Raw genomic sequence first — 18,909 nt, 5'->3', positions numbered from 1 at the left:
GAGGTACCTATGAAAATATTGCTCAAACAAGCCATTGTCTATCCTATTACATCCCAAAAATTTCAAGGGGATGTACTCGTTATAGGAGAAAGAATTGCCGAGGTCAAGCCTTCCATTCAACCCACTCAAGATATGACAGTTATAGACGCTCGTGCTCTTCATCTTTTACCTGGATTTATTGATGTCCATACTCATCTTGGTCTCTATGATGAAGGTACTGGTTGGGCTGGCAATGATGCAAATGAAACATCTGAAGTTTCAACACCACATATCCGTTCTTTGGACGGAATCCACCCTTTTGATATTGCATTTCAAGATGCTGTACAAAACGGAATCACAACTGTTCACGTTATGCCAGGAAGTCAAAACATTATCGGTGGTACGACTTGTGTAATAAAAACAGCTGGAACTTGTATTGATCATATGATTATTCAAGAACCTGCCGGCTTAAAGATTGCCTTTGGAGAAAATCCTAAAAAGGTCCATAGTAATGGAACAAAAGAATCCATAACACGTATGGGAATTATGGGGTTACTTCGGGAATCATTCTATGAAGCACAGCACTACGGACATGAAGCTGATTTTCGAATGCTTCCTATCTTAAAAGCATTACGCCGCGAAATACCTGTACGTATCCACGCTCACCGAGCAGATGATATTAGTTCTGCTCTACGCTTTGCAACAGAGTTCAATCTCGATTTACGCATTGAACATTGTACAGAAGGACACTTTATTGTTGAAGAGCTTTCGAAACACAATTTGAAGGTTTCAGTTGGCCCCACTCTTACACGCCGTTCTAAAATCGAACTTAAAAACAAAACATGGGATACTTACCATATATTATCGAAAAATGGAGTGGAAGTTTCTATAACAACAGATCACCCTTATACACCAATTCAATATTTAAATGTTTGTGCTGCTGTCGCAGTAAGAGAAGGATTAGACGAAAAAACTGCACTAGAAGGAATCACTATATTTCCAGCACGAAATTTACGTTTAGAGGATAGAATTGGAAGCATTGAGGTTGGAAAAGACGCTGATCTCGTGTTATGGACTCATCATCCTTTCCATTATTTAGCCAAGCCTGTACTAACCATGATTGACGGAAAAATAATTTACAAAAAAAATAAAAAAAACTAGTTTATTTTTTTGACTAGATAAAGTATTATACGATTATAAACTGAATGAAACCATAATCAATTTGTGTCGTGATTATCATTTTCAAATTGATGAATGGGGAAGGCAAATGGTGCGCCACCAGCGTTAGAAACTGGTTCTAGTGGGTTCGATTCCCACCCCGAAATTTTTTAAAGATTGATATAAAAATTTCGAGGGTGGGGTGTTTTTTCGTCATGCTACCCTCGTGTGAGGAGGAGTTAGTATGTTGAAAAAACGCGACTTACACGACAGCCACGTTCTATACGAGTTAATGGTGGACCCAGCTGTCTTCCCTTTTGTGCGTCAAAAGGCTTATTCTTATGAGGAGTATTTATTTTTAACGAAACAAACGATTGAAGCTGAAGAGCGTGGGGAATTAATTTCACGCACAATTTTAGATGAATGGGGTAACCCTATCGGAACAATTACTTTATTTGATGTGCAAGAAAAAGCCGGATTTCTCGGAACATGGCTTGGCAAACCCTATCATGGAAAAGGCTATAATAAATTGGCGAAAGATTCATTTTTTAGTGAACTTTTCTATGAATTAGATATTGAAACAATCTTTATGCGTATTCGTAAAATAAATATTCGTTCTATTAAAGCTGCCGAAAAACTACAATATGTAAATCTAGCAAACGAAACAAGAAAAGCCGTTTATGATGAAATTAACGCAAATGAAGAAGTATATAACTTATATGAAATCCCAAAAGATCAATATACACTTGCTACAATGCGAGATACAACGTTCCAAGATGCTCACCAATTAAAAGAAGCGTAATCTAAATTTTTAGAAAAGATAATTAATCATTAACATTTTGCCATATACGTATATCACCCCATGTCTTTGGAAACGATAGATAGTGACTTTAGGACACGAGGTGATTTGTAATGGATAAAAAGAAACGTGACAAAACAAAAAACACATTATCTAGTACACAAGAAGTTCTCTACCAACGAGAATTTCGCAAAGCAGATCGCGCAGCGGGTTATCGCTCGAAAAGTATTTAAAGTGAGAATGAATAATTAGACGTTTTCCCCCCTAATTATTCATTCTCATTACATATTTTTTCTACGTGATAGAATAGACAAAAAAGGTTCCTTATAAATAAGGAACCTTTTTTGTGTGGATAACGTTATCCACACAATTTATAGAATTGTGAATAAATTCAACAAACCCTTCACAAGTTTATATGTTGTGTCGCATAGTAAATGTTAGAATTGTGGATAGTTTTCTAAAAATTGTGGATAATGTGGATATAGTTGTTAATATTTCGACTTTACTGTTTAATGAAAGCGTAATCTTCATGTGGATAAGTTACCACTTTATCTTATAAAACAATAAAGAACCCTCTTTAAACATATAAAAGAGGGTTTCATATTAAGTAAATAATTGTGCAAGAGCAGGTGATTTAATAGGTATATGATTCGGTTCTACATGGTTTTCTGTCAAAATTGTATCCACAATATGACCAGCTGGCTCCGGACGATAAATGCTTTTCATCGCTTCTTTCATTTGAAGAAGCTTCATATCATCTTGCAATAACGCCTCTGTCTTTGCAAAAACCTCACTATCATCACGAATGACAACTGCAGCGCCTTTTCTTTCAAAGTACATCGCATTTTCATTTTCTTGTCCTGGAACAGGTTTATATAAAATGACAGGTACTTGCAATGCTGCCGCTTCACTTAACGTAATACCGCCCGGCTTCGTAATCATACAAGAAGTAACACGGAATAATTCATCGATATTTTCAACATAACCAAATACTTTTAATGCATCAGGATTTTTTTCCTGAACCCCTAATAAATCCTGTTTTAACGCTTCATTTTTTCCACAAACGACAACTACTTGTAAATCAGGTACTGACATAAATGATTGGCATAGTTCTTTTACACTTCCTAATACCCCATGAGCACCTGCTACAATTAGTAAAATCTTTTTATTCTTACATAACTGATATTTATTATATATAATGTCTGGATTGATCTTCAGCTCAAAACTACTACGAATCGGAATTCCAGTTTCAACAATTTGCTCCGCGGGCACACCAATATCAATCATAATTTTTTTTACGTGATCAGTTGCTACAAAATAACGATCTACTTCCCGATGAATCCATATTTTGTGCACACAAAAATCCGTTAATACGTTATACACAGGAATTGAAATACCTGTTTGCTTTTTTAACTCTGGTACAGCTATGATCGGAAAAGTATTAATAACAATATCCGGTTTCTCTGCTTGTAAAAGTAATTTCAAACGTTTTCTTCCAAAATTCGCATACCAAGATGCTATTTTTTTATCATAAATTTTTTCTACGCCATAATAAAACAAGCGGTATAATTCTTTTCCTATTGTATAACTTTTTAAATATAAATATTTTGTAATATCGGTTATAACTGGATGTGATTCTCCGAACAAATCGCATACAATTACATCTTTAATTCCTTTTTGGCGAAATGTTTGTTCTAATGTTTTCGCTACTTGCACATGACCATTACCGTAATGTGCAGTTAATATTAAAACCTTGGGGTTTTTTATCAAACAAATCCACTCCTAGCTTATTGTTTCTCCATATTGCATATACGACAATAGGAAAAACATTTTCCTTAAAAATTACATAAACAGATTCTAATACTTCTCTTTCAGCTATGTACCTGTCGTGGATATGCAAAGCATATAAGATTGACCCCTTAATCCTATCTGTGCTCATATCTTTACATTATACTTTCCTATAAGAGCTTTCGCAATAACTTACAAATGTTCTCTATTCCATGATACTCACTCTTTTACTTCTTAATTCTTTTTACTATTTTGATTTCCCTTTACAATTATGTAAATTTCTCCACTTATTCCTTACAAAAATATGGATATTCTATTTTCAGTATACTCTTTTCTATATACATACTCTAGGTTTTATTGTAAAGAAAGCAAAAAGCCTAATCCAATATTTGGATTAGACTGCTTGTAAAATATGTCTTGCTTGCTCTACATTTTTTTCAGTAGGTGGTTCTACATTCGCAAGTGGATACTTATGCCCAAGTGCCTCCCATTTATATACACCAAGCTTATGATATGGTAGCACTTCAACCTTCTGAACATTAGACAGGCTTTGAATAAAGCTAGATAATTTTTGTAGATCCTCTTCATTATCCGTAACACCAGGAACTAATACGTGTCTTACCCAAATTGGTTTATTTTTATCCGATAAATAACGAGCAAATTGTAAAATATGTTCATTTGGTTTCCCTGTTAATTTACGGTGTTTCTTTGAATCAATATGTTTCAAATCCAATAAAACTAAATCTGTGTAATCCATTAAAATATCTAGCTTATTTTGGAATTCTGGTTCTTCAGAATAACAACCACCCGAAGAATCAATTGTTGTATGGATTCCAACTTCCTTACATTTCTTAAATAATTCAATTAAGAAATCTAGCTGTAATAATGGTTCACCACCACTAACTGTTATACCGCCTCCAGAAGCTTCAATAAAAGGAAGGTAACATGTCACATCCTGCATTACTTCTTCAACTGTTATTTCTTTTCCTTTACCGATCTCCCACGTATCAGCATTATGACAGTATTGACAACGTAATAAACACCCTTGTGTAAATATGACATAACGAATTCCTGGGCCATCAACAGTACCACAAGACTCTACAGAATGAATTCTTCCTTTTATCATGTTACTTCCTCCTTTATTGAAGCAGCCTCCCTCTGCTATTTATAAAAAGCAGAGGGACACTTTTTCACTTACATACTTTCATGCATTGTACGATTAATTACATCGATTTGTTGTTCACGAGTTAATTTAATAAAGTTTACAGCGTAACCAGATACGCGAATTGTTAATTGTGGATATTTCTCAGGATGTTCCATCGCATCCATTAATGTTTCACGATTAAATACGTTAATATTTAAGTGATGGCCTTCTTTTACTGCATAACCATCAAGCATTGATACTAAGTTACGTACTTGTACATCATCTTCTTTACCAAGTGCTTTTGGAATAATAGAGAATGTATTAGAAATACCATCTTGTGCATCTTCATATGGTAATTTAGCTACAGATAATAATGAAGCTAATGCACCTTTTGTATCACGGCCATGCATTGGGTTCGCACCTGGTGCAAATGGTTCTCCAGTACGGCGACCATCTGGAGTGTTACCAGTTTTCTTACCGTATACAACGTTAGATGTGATTGTTAAGATCGACATTGTATGAACAGAATTTCTGTATGTTTTATGTTTACGAAGTTTATTCATAAATGTTTTTACAAGATTTACAGCGATTTCATCTACACGGTCATCATTGTTACCGTATTTAGGGAAATCTCCTTCGATTTCAAAGTCAACTGCAATACCGCTTTCATCACGAATTGGTTTTACTTTTGCGTGTTTAATTGCACTTAACGAGTCTGCTACTACAGATAGACCCGCGATACCTGTTGCCATTGTACGAAGAACATTTGTATCATGAAGTGCCATTTCAATACGTTCGTAGCTATATTTATCATGCATGTAATGAATAACATTTAATGTGTTTAAATATAGACCCGCTAACCATTCCATTGTCATATCAAACTTATGCATAACTTCTTCATAATCTAATACTTCAGAAGTAATAGGTGCGTACTCAGGACCAACTTGTGCTTTAGATTTTTCATCTTTACCACCGTTAATCGCATATAGTAACGCTTTTGCTAAGTTTGCACGTGCGCCGAAGAATTGCATTTGTTTACCAATTCTCATTGCAGATACACAACAAGCAATTCCGTAGTCATCACCGTAGTCAGCACGCATAATGTCATCATTTTCATATTGAATTGCTGATGTTTTAATAGACATTTTTGCACAGTAGTTTTTAAAGTTCTGCGGTAATTGTTTAGACCAAAGAACTGTTAAGTTTGGTTCTGGAGCTGGTCCTAAATTATCTAATGTATGCAAGAAACGGAATGAGTTCTTTGTTACTAATGCACGTCCATCTAATGCCATACCACCGATAGACTCAGTTACCCAAGTTGGATCACCAGAGAATAATTCATTATAATCAGGTGTTCTTGCAAATTTCACAAGACGTAATTTCATAATGAAGTGATCCACAATTTCTTGTACTTCTTCTTCTGTCAAAGTACCATTTGCTAAATCTCTTTCAATATAAATATCTAAGAATGTAGAAGTACGTCCAAGACTCATTGCAGCTCCATTTTGCTCTTTAATCGCTGCAAGATATGCGAAGTATAACCATTGGAATGCTTCTTGTGTATTTGTTGCAGGCTTAGAAATATCAAAGCCATGAGAAGCGGCCATTTGTTTTAACTCTTGAAGTGCACGCATTTGCTCAGATAACTCTTCGCGTAAACGCATTGTATCTTCGCTCATTACACCGCCAGTTAAATTCAAATCAGCTTTTTTCACTTCAATTAAATGATCAATACCATATAATGCTACGCGTCGGTAGTCACCGATAATACGTCCACGTCCGTATGCATCTGGAAGACCAGTAATTACACCTGATTTACGAGCCGCTTTCATTTCTGGTGTATATGCATCAAATACACCTTGATTATGCGTTTTTCTCCAGTCTCTGAAAATACTGCTAAGTTCTTTATCCATTTCGTATCCATAAGATTCACAAGCTTGTTCCGCCATACGAATACCACCATATGGTTGTAAAGAACGTTTAAATGGTTTTTCAGTTTGGAAACCAACTACTTTTTCAATATCTTTATTTAAATATCCTGGTTCATGTGATGTAATAGAAGAAACAATTTTTGTATCCATATCAAGAACGCCACCGTTTTCACGTTCTTTCGTTGTTAAATCCATTACTTGATCCCAAAGTTGTTTCGTTGCTTCAGTTGCTCCCGCTAAGAAAGATTCATCCCCTTCGAAAACGTTTACATTATTTAAAATGAAATCGCGAACATCAATCTCTGCTTTCCATTTTTCACCTTTAAAGTTTTCCCATGCGTTTTTAACATTTTCTAATACTTGAGTCATCCTAATCTCCTCCATTTTTGATTAGTACAGGACTAAGATTTTTTATATAACAGCTTACACACTTAGAATACTACTTTTTTGCTAAAGTGAACGAAATAGTTGTGACATGTTTGTGAAAAGTTGAGCAAAATACTATATGCGTAGTGTTAACTTCACTTAAAAGTCTTTATAATTAACCCTTTTCTTAATTGTATTTTTTTGGTATCCTTATATACGAGTCCTATTTTGTAATATAAGAACAATACCCATTGTAGAGCTGTAATACTCTTATCTCCTAATCTGTTATAGTTTTTATAACAGAACAAAAAAGTGTACATATGTTGTACACTTTTTTTGTTACTACTCTAAAACATCTCTTTTTCTATTCCCATCATAGAATCCACCACGGCTGCCTTCTAATACAATTAATTGCTCTAATCCTTCTATATGATCACCTATAATTCGCAAAACAGCTGGAGGATGACCTATTTTTGCAAAATGTTCACTGGGACGAATGCGGTTCATCTTATCGACCTCTACACGACTTACACACGCAATTTCGAATCCTGACAGAATAGCTTTCACTTGGGCTACACAAGGTGACAGTAAAGATCTATACCCGATTTCTTTCAAACACTTACGGCTAAACGCATTCGGTACAGCGATAAGAGAGCCTACTCCTAAATCTTTTCTATCACAAGCTAAATTTAATGCATATTTAAATGCAGTTACAAGATGAAGCGGTACTCTTAAATCTAAATAATGATTTAGATCATTTAATGCGACATCCATTCCATCTGCAATAGCTTTTGCAAATGGATATAGCTCACTAGCTGGAATAACAAAATCACCGTCTATAAATAACAGAATTTCTCCTTTGGCGAAATAAGTTCCAAGTGAACGCCCCACATCGTTACCCAGTGCTTCTTTATATACAATTGTTGTTGCTCCCTTGTCTTTTGCAATCGTTGCTGTTTTATCAGATGAACCATTTACAACAACGATAATTTCAAAAGGTTCAATTTTGCGAAGCTCTTCTATTACGTTTCCAATTGTTTTCTCTTCATCTTGTACAGGAATAATGACCGATAATTGCTTTCCTTTATACAACTTAGATGTAACGCCCCATCCTTGATAAAAATCTTCGAAACTTAAAGTATGATAGACACACTCTCTTTTCCTATTTCCATCATAATACCCTCCGCGCTCATCACTGCCTACTATTCGCTCCGCTACAGCTTCTATATGATCACCTATCATCCGTTTTTCAGATTGAGAAAGACCCGTTCCATACGCAGCATGCTCGGTTGGCCGAAATTTATTCGGCGTAATAACGTCAATTGCACAATGACGACTCATTCTCCATTTGCTTTGTACTAGGCGTAAATGAGCTACAATAGGATTAACGAAACATTCATATCCAATGCTTTGAACAACTTCTTTCGTCAACGCATGAGGTACAGATAATAAAGAATCAATTTTTAACTCTTCACTCTCTAACATTGCATTTAATATTTGGCGCCATACTGTCACAGAGTGCGGTTTTTGTTTCTTTAAAAATAATGCGTCCAAATTATTTAAAACGATGTCGGCTTGATCATGTAAAATTGGATTCAGGAATAATTGTAATTTTGAAGTTTGAATAGCAAAATCTCCATCTATAAATAGTAATACATCACCTATCGCATGTTTTGCACCAACCGCACGGCCAACATCATTCCCTAGTAGCTCTGTATACTTGATTACTTTACACCCTAAACGATCAGCAACCTCTTCTGTACCATCATTACAACCGTTTGCTACTACAATAACCTCTACTGGATTTAATCCTTTTACCGATTGAATAACGTCCGAAATCGTATCCGCTTCATTACATACAGGTATAATAACCGACAGCGACTTAGCCATTGTTTTCTTCACGAAACCATTTAATAGTTTCTTTCAATCCTTGTTCCCACGTTACTGTCGCTTGAAACTGCACAAGTTCTTTTAATTTCGTTACATCTGGTCTTCTATTTGGAATTTCTTCAAAGCCATGTGGGTATACCTCTTCGAAAGGAACTTGGACAATCTTTGAAGAAGATTTCGTTAGCTTTTTAATTACTTCTGCTACATCTTTTATACTCTTTTCGTTCTCAGAACCTATATTAATAATCTCACCATTTACCTTCTCATCCATTGCCCGAATCGTTGCCTCCACCGCATCACTTACATACGTAAAGCAACGTGTCTGCTTTCCATCTCCATATACGAGAATGTCTTCTCCTTGCAGGGCCGCACTGATAAATCGTGGGATTACCCCTGCATACGGACCATCTTTCGCTCTTGGACCATAAATATTAAAATAACGAACAATCGTTACCGGTAAACCTTCTAATGCGTAGCCTAAACATAATGTTTCTTCTAACGTTTTACACACTGCATAACTCCAACGTATTTTAGAAGTTGCCCCGTATAATCGATCCCCCTCTTCAGAGAAAGGTGGGTTTGCCTTACCATATACTTCTGAAGTAGACGCAAAGACTACTTTCTTCTTTCCTTTTAGCGCTGCTTGTAAAATGTTTCTCGTTCCATCAAAATTCGTTTCAATAAGCTCTATACTCTTTTCCATTGTCGTTTTCACACCTAAAATTGCTGCTAAATGAAACACTACATCATGTTGATTTACTAATTCATAAATAGAATTTTTATCTAAAACGCTTATTGGAATAACCCGAATTTCTTTCATTAACTCATCATGATATTTATTTTTTCCTTTATAGAAGTTATCCACAATCGTGACTTCATTTCCTCTTTTCACCAATTCTTCGGCTAGATGCGATCCAATGAATCCTGCTCCACCTGTAATTAAACATTTCTTACTCATACACTCACCTTCTTTATAATTCCACGTGTATCTATTACTCGCTTCATTCCTTTAAAAAGCTTCCAATCGATATTAGAGTGATCAGTTAAAATTAAAATACAATCCGCTTGTTTAATGACTTGTTCATCCAAAGAAACAGATTGGTACAACTTATCTCCAAATTTTGCAGAAGAAATATATGGATCGTGATATTCTATCTCGTATCCTTCTTTTATTAACAATTCAATAATTGGTAAAGCCGGTGATTCTCTCAAATCATTTACATCTTTCTTATACGCAATTCCTACAATTAAAACTGATGCAGGTGATTGCACCATGCCTTTTACTTTCCGGACTATTTTCTCTGGCATTTCTTCATTAATCACATGTGCTGCTTCAATTAATTTACTAATTGTCCCATTCTTTTTTATTCTCCATTGGAAATATAAAGGATCTACTGGAATACAATGTCCCCCTATTCCTGGTCCTGGCCAATATGGGGTAAATCCAAACGGTTTTGTAGATGCAGCTTCAAGCGCCTCATAAAAATCAATTCCTAAACCTTCACATAGTGTGTTTAACTCATTTACTAATGAAATGTTGACTAGGCGCTGAATATTTTCAAATAACTTACACATTTCCGCTACTTTTGGAGAGCTAACAGGAACGACTACATCGAAAATTGTGCTATATAAATCCTGTACCTTTTGTTTGCACTGTTCAGTTTGTCCACTAATAACCTTTGGAATATCCTGAACGGAATATTGACTATTTGCTGGATCAATTCTCTCAGGAGAATATCCGATATAGAAATCTTCTCCTACCTTTTGGCCGCCTTGAGAAACAATCGGAATAATAACTTCCTCGAGCGTACCTGGATATGTGGAGCTTTCGAAAATGAAGGTTTGTCCTTTTTGAAGATTTTGTTGTATATAATGCGAAGCTGAAATGAGGGCACTTAAGTCTGGTTCTCTTTGTTCATTAATTGGAGTCGGGACAGTGACAATAACATAATCACTATTTTGAAAATCAGCAATACCTTGATCCGGTGTATTTACTATTAATTTTTTTTAGCCAATAAACTTTGTAACAATTTAGAAGAAACATCCGGAATATAACTTTCTCCTTTTACAATTGATTCTATTTTTCTAGTATCTTTATCTAATCCAAGTACTGTATGTCCTCTCTCTGCAAAATGGACTGCCAAAGGAAGGCCAACATATCCTAATCCGATAATGGCAACTGTACTACTAACATTCATTTGTATTCTCTTCTTCCTTTCTCAATTGTTGAATTATATTTCTATCCCGCTCTCCATCTGTAAAACTCCCGCGTTCGTCTGTGGATTGTAATAAATGTGCAATCGCCTCAAGTTGATCACCGAAAATACGGTCAAATGCCGGAATACGTCCATTTACAAATTCATGTTGCTCTGGGCGTACTCGATTTGTTTTTATTACATCCACAAATTCTACTGCTGTAATAGAAAATCCCTCCAAAATAGCTTTCATTTGAGCTAATGGAGGAATAACGAGAGAGTCATATCCTATTTGTTCTATTACCTTTTTATGCATAGCATGTGGTACTGCCGTTAATGAGTTATTCCATAAATCTGGTCGTTTTGCTACTAAATTCACAAAATATTTCCCCATGCTAATTGGATCTGCCGGATGAAACATATCTAATAAACACTGTAAGTCATTTAATGCCACATCATACCCATCTTCAATAGCATGTAAAAATGGAATTAGTTTTTTTCCCGGAATAACAAAATCACCATCGACAAATAAACAAATATCGGCCGTGGCATGCATAGCGCCTATCGCTCGGGCCACATTATGCCCGAGAGCTTCCTCGAATTCAATAACGATCACATTCTCTAACTTTGCTTGTTTACTTGTCTCAATATCAGCTCCATTCGCAACCACTATAATTTCATCTACACCTGCTTTTTTTACTTCTTGTATAACAGACCTTATCGTCATTTTCTCTTCTGATACGGGGATGATCGCACTATATTTCGCTTTTTTCTTTTGTAATACAACTGGTTTATACTTTCCTATAAACCCTCTATCCCTATTTCCTTCCGAAAAACCACCACGCTTACCATATATTTCGATTACGTATTGCAAAGCACGTAAATGATCTCCCATAATACGACTAGTCGCTTTCGGATAAGGCGAATCGGGTGATGTACCAGTATGCACAGGACGCACTTTATTTGTATGAATAACATCGACCGAAGCCGTATCGACAATATCTACTCCTCTAGACATCGCCATCGCTTGAAACAGCGCTGGATCTGCTAAATTCCACCAACCAAATTTCTGAATAACTTCCCTACTCATTGCATGTGGAATTGCGATTAAAGATCCAACAACAAGATCTTTTTTATTCAAATAACGATTCAACATACACTTGCCAACTGTCGTATAATGCGGTCTCATCTTTAAATAAACGGACCATGTTAAATTATTCACAAAAATTTGGTGGCCTTGCTGAATTCCTTTTACGAAACGTTGCAACTCTTTGCTATCAATGACGATATCACCATCTAAAAACAAAACAATGTCACCTTTCGCTTCTCTTGCTCCAATTGCCCGTCCAACATCATTGCCAAAAGAATATTGATAATAAATTACTTGGCAATGATGTCGTGACGCTATTTCTTTCGTCCCATCTGTCGATCCATTATCTACTACGATAATTTCATATGGTTCAAGCTTCTCCACTTCTACTAAAACTTGTGATAAAGTACTCGCTTCATTATGCACTGGAATAACAACTGATACTCTCATACTTGTATCACGCTTACCCTTCCAAGCGAACATAAGAAATAATAGGAATACGTACAACTACATCTTCCGGTGGTCCATAAGAAGGAGAAGTACGAACACTTACTACCCCGTCTGTCACAGATAACAGAATACCTGCAACAATTTCAACAGCTGTCACAACTTGCACTAACTCACCAACATGGTTACGCAATTCATCAGTAAATAACATATATAAATCTCCTTTCTTACGCTTCTTTAATTGATATAATACTTGTAAATGGTAATAAAACTTCAGTTCCGATTCCTTCTTGCAGTGTTAAGAAATCATCACCAACTGCTACAATCACACCTGTTAGCTGTCCAACCGTCACAGTAATTTCAACGTTTTTACCTAAATATTGCTTTGCAATTTCTTTAAACGGTGATGTATTACATTCTTTTAATATGTTACAAATAATAGATTGAAATTGACTTGATTCAATAAATTCTTCCGTAGCTTTCTTTGAATTTCTTTGAATAAACCTTGCAAAGTTTTGCGAAAATAAAATTCGTTCCACAGCAGGTAATAATTTGTCATCTAAAAAATAGCCTAATTGTCTATTAAATAATCGAGATAATTTATGCCAATATTTTTTGAACAGACACATATACTTCTCCTCCTATTATTTTTTAAAGTTTAAAAATTACATCCATACATCTTAATGTATACAGAGCAGGCTTTTTTTGTGATAGGTAAGGCATACATTTTCAAAGAAACAATCTTTTCTAGTCACATAAAAAAGATAGATGGTATTCCATCTATCTTTTTGTATATTTTAATTTTCAATTATAACAATAGCAGCTACACTATAATAAACCGCTCGTGGTAATTCTGCCTGCTCACTTATAGAAGCTGTAACAAGTGAACCACCACTTACCGAGAAATACTTAACAGCTTCTAAAGGAATACCATCTTCTTTTACATCAATATGCGTTCCATCTCGCCAATCTATTTTCTGCATTGTTGCTGAAAGGTCCCCAGTCACTTTACCAAATTCTTTACCATCCATCCCTAAAAAGATTCATTCCCACTTTGTTAAACTTAGTACTTGTTTCAACTCTCCAATTTTCTTTCCATCTACATTAGAAAAAGTATAGAAATTGCGTAATCCCTTCTCCTTTTGAACACGCAATAATTTTTCTCCCGAGTGATTATACAAATAAAATTGTTGCTTATGTAGTCCCTTAAAAAGAAACGAAAGTACAGCTTGCCATACACGTTGGATAACCAAATCATACTCTTCTTTTAAAAATCCTAATGCACTGCCATCTAATCCAAAGTACGTTATTACTTGAAATACACCTACCTCTTTGCGAACAACAAATTTTTTTTGCTCAAATAATTCAGAAGTCTCTATATTATAATTTTCCTGTTTAAGCATTTTTGACCTTCGTTTTTCCATAAAACTATATATTAATAATCCAAATGCTGGTAGTACAACACTTATTAATTTCAGATTTTCTTTCTCCGAAGTGAACAGCCTCCCTTTTTTATATTCCATCACTAATACAATTGCGACGATAATCCATACAATGACAGATACAAAAAATATGCGTTTTGCATTACGTGCGTGATGCTTATGTATACTCATGTCCCTCCCCCTTTTCCATTTATCCCGCATTAACTGGCAGTAAGACCCCCACTGATTAAAGTTTCACTTTATTTCATTATCTCATTGCCCCCTACACTTCCTCAATAAAAAAAGACCATCCAATAGGATAGCCTCTTACACTTCAATATTTCGCAACATCGTATAAATGTCGTTATTCACTTTACCAAACGATTTAATGTTGTTTTGAATGTTAGATAATAAAACGACATACACACTTCCGTTTTTACTAAATCCATTTAAGCAATTCCATCCTGGCATTACACCGTGATTTGAATAACTACCTGGGTCTACGTACCAACCAAATCCGTAATCTTTTTTTCCGCCTGTAAACATTTGATCATAGCTCTCTTTTGAAATTAACTTCCCAGAGAAGAGTGCTTCATTAAATAAATATAAATCATGTGCACTTGTATATATATCACCACAACCATATAGTTGTGACATACTTGGAATATTAGGTGTTGTCATATTGTTATTTACTATTTTATAACCTGTCGATGGAAACCTTGTTTGCTCTAACGCTTTACCGAAACCAGAATGTTTCATACCCGCAGTAGCAAAAATATGTTGTTTAATATATTCTTCTAACGGTTGTCCACTTACCTTCTCAGCGATGTAGGCAAGTATCGAATAGTTCGAATCGGAATATTTCCATTTCTCTCCTGGACCCCCAACACGCTTTTGCTTTCCTATTCGTTTTATCAATTCTTCATGAGAAATATCCTCTGTTCCCTGCTCATACTCTGGGATTCCTGATGTATGTGTTAGTAAATGTTTTAACTGAATACCATTACCTTGAGGGAAATCTGGAATATACTTTGCAACCGTATCCTCTACGTTTAATTTATTTTGATCCTTTAATTGCATAATAGCAGTCGCTACAAATGCCTTTGAAATAGAACCAATATAAAAAGTTGTCTCTGAATTATTCGGTACTTGTTTCTCTTTGTTCGCCATACCGTATCCCTTATTTAAAAGAACTTTTCCGTTCTTCACAATAACAGCCGTCCCGCTAAATCCTGCGTTTTGTAAATATTGATCTAATTGAGCGTTTTCATTAATTTCTTGAGGTGGTCCCTCAGCAGGCTTTTCCACAGCTTGTACTTGCTTTACTTGTTCTTCCTGCTCTTTTTGTTTTTGTGCTTCTTGCTTCTTCTTTTCTTCTTTCTTTTTTAGCTCTTCTTGTTTCTTCATTTCTGCTGCTTTTAAAGTTTCTTCTTTCTTATTATGCGCAACAATTTTTGTATACATGAAATATACAACTGAAAATAGTAAGACGAGAATGATTGTTCTTTTTATGTATACAATCGGCCGACGTGCTTTCCCATTCGCATTATTTTTTTCCTGATCCATGATTGCTTTTTTCCCCTTATTTACCGATAATTTAATTCCACTACACAAGATTCATTCCGGATCTTTTTCATAGATTTTTGACATTCCATTCGACGTCATCCCTACTTTATCACGCACTACACATATTACCAACCTATATGTATGAAAAAGAAAAAGAAAATTTACAAAAGTAAGATTCCCGTTAAATTGTTAACAAAAAAAGAGGATATCCTCTAAAAAAATTGATGTTATCAATCTTTTGGGATATCCTCTTATCTCATTATTTATACGTGTTTTTTCATATCATCGGCAACGGATTCAACATTTGTACCTACGATAACTTGGACACTCGTGTTACTTAATTTCATAACACCTTTTGCACCAGCACGTTTTAATGCTGCTTCGTTTACTTGACCAGCATCTTTCACTTGTAAGCGTAGACGTGTTGCACAGTTATCAATAACTGTTAAGTTTTCTTTTCCACCTAAAGCTGCTACGTAAGTTTCACCAATTGAACCTGCAACTGGCGCATCATCCTCTTCAGCTAACTCATCGTCATCTTCACGACCAGGAGTTTTTAGGTCGAATTTCTTAATTAAGAAGTAGAATACTACAAAGTAAATTACTGCGTAAATTAAACCGATTCCCGCTAGCAATACTGGTTTTGTTGCAATACCGAAGTTTAAGAAGTAATCAATTGCACCGGCACTAAATGTGAAACCATCGTGAATGCCAAGTGATGTTGTTACGAATAAAGAAATACCTGTTAACACGGCATGAATACCATATAATACTGGTGATAAGAACATGAATGAGAATTCAATTGGTTCTGTAATACCAGTTAAGAATGAAGTTAATGCTAGACCACCTAACATACCTGTAACCATTTTACGTTTTTCTGGTTTAGCAGCTGCAATCATTGCGAAACATGCTGCTGGTAAACCGAACATCATAACTGGGAAGAAACCAGTCATAAACATACCTGCTGTTTTATCCCCTGCAAGGAAGCGAGCAATATCACCATTTACAACATTACCTGCTGCATTTGTAAAGTCACCAAATACGAACCAGAAGTATGTGTTCATCACGTGGTGTAAACCAATTGGAATTAATAGACGGTTTAATAAACCAAATAGACCTGAACCAACTGCACCTAAATTAACAATTCCATGAGCTAATGCATCGATAGCATTTTGAATTGCTGGCCAAATTTGAGCGAATAGAATTCCTAATATTAGCATCACAACCGATGTAACAATCGGAACGAAACGTTTTCCAGCAAAGAAACCTAACCATTCTGGAAGTTTAATCTTATGGAATTTATTATAAAGGAATCCTGCTATAACGCCGACAATAATACCACCTAAAACTTTCATATCCACTTTAGTCGATAATTCGGCGGCCTTAGATACTTGTGTCATTGTATCTGCCAGCTTAGATGGATCTACATTTGCGCTATTGCCTATTAAATCTTGAACTTTACCTAATTTATCTTGTAATTCTACAGTAGAATATCCCTTACTAAGTGCATCAATACTGTTTTTCATAACCAGATAACCAATTGCACCTGCAAGACCTGCTGCACCACTACCATCAACTGAAAGACCGATTGCAATACCAATTGCAAAAATAAGTGCTAAATTATCAAAAACCGCTGCGCCGGCCTGTGCCATAACAGGAATATCAAATACATCCGGTTGCCCTAAACGAAGCAATAATCCTGCTGCTGGTAGTACGGCGATTGGAAGCATTAACGCTTTACCAATACGTTGTAAAAACTGCAACATTTTAATTCCCCCTATCAAATTTATGAAATCGTTATCATTATAAGTACGCCTTAGAAAACGCTTTCTATTTACATAACCATAATAACATATAGTTGTATAGATGTGTAGTTTTTATTTTCGAATTTTTTATGGATAAATCTCCTATTTCCAAACTGTTATATAAAAGGAAAATTATCCTTTTTTAATATAGAATACTCGAAACGAAATACCTACTATAGTACATATAACTTTCGTTTTATCATTCCACCTTTTCATGTTATTATTTATTTCCGAGCATATCGGGAAAAGTAAACGTAGTTAATTCGAAATAGGAGCGTTGGTACTATGCAGTGCATTGAAACAAACAACTTACAACAGTTGTTAGAACAAGTAAAACCATATACGAAAAAAGGAAAGCTTGCTACTTATATCCCCGAACTAGGAAATGCAAATCCGGCTGATTTAGGGATTGCCATTTTCCATAAAGAAACAGAATACATCCATGCTGGCAACTCACAAACACTATTTACTCTTCAAAGTATTTCAAAAGTAATTACACTTGCACTTGCCCTTTTAGATCGTGGTGAAGAATATGTATTTTCTAAAGTTGGAATGGAACCAACTGGTGACCCATTTAATTCTATTATTAAGTTAGAAACGACAAGTCCTTCTAAGCCACTTAATCCAATGATTAATGCAGGGGCACTAGCTATTACAAGTATGTTAACCGGAAACGATAATGAAGAAAAAATGGAGCGCATCCTTCATTTTGTACGTGAAATAACAGATAATCCTACTATTAATTATTCTTCTAAAGTTGCCAATTCAGAATTAGAGACAGCTTACTTAAACCGTTCACTTTGTTACTATATGAAACAAAACGGAATTATCGATTGTGACATCGAAGAACTTATGGATTTATACACTCGTCAATGTGCAGTTGAAGTAAACTGTATCGATTTAGCGCGTATCGGCTTAATTTTTGCGATGGATGGCTATGATCCATATAAGAAAAAACAAATTATCCCTAAACATATTACAAAAATCTGTAAAACATTTATGGTTACATGCGGTATGTATAACGAGTCTGGTGAATTTGCGATTCGTGTTGGTATTCCAGCCAAAAGTGGTGTAGCTGGTGGTATTTTCGGCTGCGTAAAAGGAGAAATGGGAATTGGTATTTTCGGACCAGCTTTAGATGCAAACGGAAATAGTATCGCCGGTTTTAAAATTCTTGAACTTCTTTCTGCTCAAGAAGGTTGGAGCATTTTTTAATTCAGAGTTATCCTGCTATACTAGCAGGATTTTTTTATTTCATAAAACCCTCAATTTTATCAGCTATCCATATCCTTACAAAAACCGTACTGAAAGTTTCTCTATATCATGCATA

At 35.3% G+C, this 18,909-nt stretch carries 15 protein-coding genes and 2 pseudogenes; 4 read left to right on the top strand and 13 right to left on the bottom strand.

Going from position 1 to position 18,909, the window contains the following annotated elements; all coding sequences use genetic code 11:
- Positions 1–9 precede the first annotated feature (9 nt).
- From NHG49_RS02790 to NHG49_RS02780, 3 genes are all read left to right on the top strand, one after another.
- Positions 10–1,140 (top strand): amidohydrolase, encoded by a 1,131-nt coding sequence (locus NHG49_RS02790; RefSeq protein ID WP_000698308.1) that lies wholly within the window; start codon positions 10–12, stop codon positions 1,138–1,140.
- A 241-nt stretch (positions 1,141–1,381) separates the two neighbouring features.
- Positions 1,382–1,939: a GNAT family N-acetyltransferase gene (locus tag NHG49_RS02785; protein WP_000914737.1), complete on the top strand. Its 558-nt coding sequence runs from the start codon at positions 1,382–1,384 to the stop codon at positions 1,937–1,939.
- Between the two features lie 110 nt (positions 1,940–2,049).
- The gene (locus tag NHG49_RS02780; protein WP_000358487.1) at positions 2,050–2,169 is read left to right on the top strand and encodes a YfhE family protein; all 120 of its coding nucleotides are present in this window, start codon (positions 2,050–2,052) and stop codon (positions 2,167–2,169) included.
- A gap of 370 nt (positions 2,170–2,539) precedes the next feature.
- Here the strand turns inward: NHG49_RS02780 and NHG49_RS02775 are convergent, their stop codons facing one another.
- From NHG49_RS02775 to NHG49_RS31415, 13 genes and pseudogenes are all read right to left on the bottom strand, one after another.
- Positions 2,540–3,706, bottom strand: a complete 1,167-nt coding sequence (locus NHG49_RS02775; RefSeq protein ID WP_064477264.1) for a diglucosyl diacylglycerol synthase — start codon at positions 3,704–3,706, stop codon at positions 2,540–2,542.
- Positions 3,707–4,118: 412 nt separating this feature from the next.
- The gene (pflA, locus tag NHG49_RS02770) at positions 4,119–4,850 is read right to left on the bottom strand and encodes a pyruvate formate-lyase-activating protein (RefSeq protein ID WP_000589742.1); all 732 of its coding nucleotides are present in this window, start codon (positions 4,848–4,850) and stop codon (positions 4,119–4,121) included.
- 68 nt (positions 4,851–4,918) lie between these two features.
- Positions 4,919–7,168 (bottom strand): formate C-acetyltransferase, encoded by a 2,250-nt coding sequence (gene pflB / locus NHG49_RS02765; protein ID WP_154131344.1) that lies wholly within the window; start codon positions 7,166–7,168, stop codon positions 4,919–4,921.
- A gap of 339 nt (positions 7,169–7,507) precedes the next feature.
- Complete coding sequence (locus NHG49_RS02760; RefSeq protein WP_258125533.1) at positions 7,508–9,055, bottom strand: glycosyltransferase family 2 protein; 1,548 nt, start codon at positions 9,053–9,055, stop codon at positions 7,508–7,510.
- Positions 9,048–10,013, bottom strand: a complete 966-nt coding sequence (locus tag NHG49_RS02755; RefSeq protein ID WP_103655469.1) for an NAD-dependent epimerase/dehydratase family protein — start codon at positions 10,011–10,013, stop codon at positions 9,048–9,050. The genes NHG49_RS02760 and NHG49_RS02755 overlap by 8 nt, the downstream gene beginning before the upstream one ends.
- Positions 10,010–11,253, bottom strand: a pseudogene (locus NHG49_RS02750) (nucleotide sugar dehydrogenase). The gene NHG49_RS02755 and the pseudogene NHG49_RS02750 overlap by 4 nt, the downstream one beginning before the upstream one ends.
- The gene (locus NHG49_RS02745; protein ID WP_258125532.1) at positions 11,243–12,790 is read right to left on the bottom strand and encodes a glycosyltransferase family 2 protein; all 1,548 of its coding nucleotides are present in this window, start codon (positions 12,788–12,790) and stop codon (positions 11,243–11,245) included. Before NHG49_RS02745 ends, NHG49_RS02750 begins: the two are co-directional and overlap by 11 nt.
- A 13-nt stretch (positions 12,791–12,803) precedes the next feature.
- Complete coding sequence (locus NHG49_RS02740) at positions 12,804–12,998, bottom strand: LSm family protein (RefSeq protein WP_064477260.1); 195 nt, start codon at positions 12,996–12,998, stop codon at positions 12,804–12,806.
- A 16-nt stretch (positions 12,999–13,014) separates the two neighbouring features.
- Positions 13,015–13,416 carry an LSm family protein gene (locus NHG49_RS02735; RefSeq protein WP_064477259.1) on the bottom strand — a complete coding sequence of 134 codons (402 nt, stop codon included), beginning with the start codon at positions 13,414–13,416 and terminating at the stop codon, positions 13,015–13,017.
- Between the two features lie 168 nt (positions 13,417–13,584).
- Positions 13,585–14,400: pseudogene (locus NHG49_RS02730) on the bottom strand (sugar ABC transporter ATP-binding protein).
- Positions 14,401–14,535: 135 nt separating this feature from the next.
- On the bottom strand, positions 14,536–15,774 hold the full coding sequence (locus NHG49_RS02725) for a serine hydrolase domain-containing protein (RefSeq protein ID WP_088046945.1): 1,239 nt from the start codon (positions 15,772–15,774) through the stop codon (positions 14,536–14,538).
- 263 nt (positions 15,775–16,037) lie between these two features.
- Complete coding sequence (gene nagE, locus NHG49_RS02720; protein WP_064477256.1) at positions 16,038–17,540, bottom strand: N-acetylglucosamine-specific PTS transporter subunit IIBC; 1,503 nt, start codon at positions 17,538–17,540, stop codon at positions 16,038–16,040.
- Between the two features lie 171 nt (positions 17,541–17,711).
- Positions 17,712–17,795, bottom strand: a complete 84-nt coding sequence (locus NHG49_RS31415; RefSeq protein ID WP_081257449.1) for a transcriptional regulator — start codon at positions 17,793–17,795, stop codon at positions 17,712–17,714.
- Between the two features lie 69 nt (positions 17,796–17,864).
- On the opposite strand from NHG49_RS31415, the gene glsA reads away from it, so the two are divergent.
- A complete protein-coding gene (gene glsA, locus NHG49_RS02715) occupies positions 17,865–18,794 on the top strand; it encodes a glutaminase A (protein ID WP_001149843.1) in 930 nt (309 codons plus the stop codon).
- Positions 18,795–18,909: the final 115 nt, after the last annotated feature.

This window comes from Bacillus sp. IBL03825 (genome assembly GCF_024712505.1).
Taxonomy (GTDB): Bacteria; Bacillota; Bacilli; order Bacillales; family Bacillaceae_G; genus Bacillus_A; species Bacillus_A wiedmannii.
The sequence above is the reverse complement of the archived record's forward strand: the minus strand, read 5'-3'. Positions and strand labels throughout refer to the sequence as shown.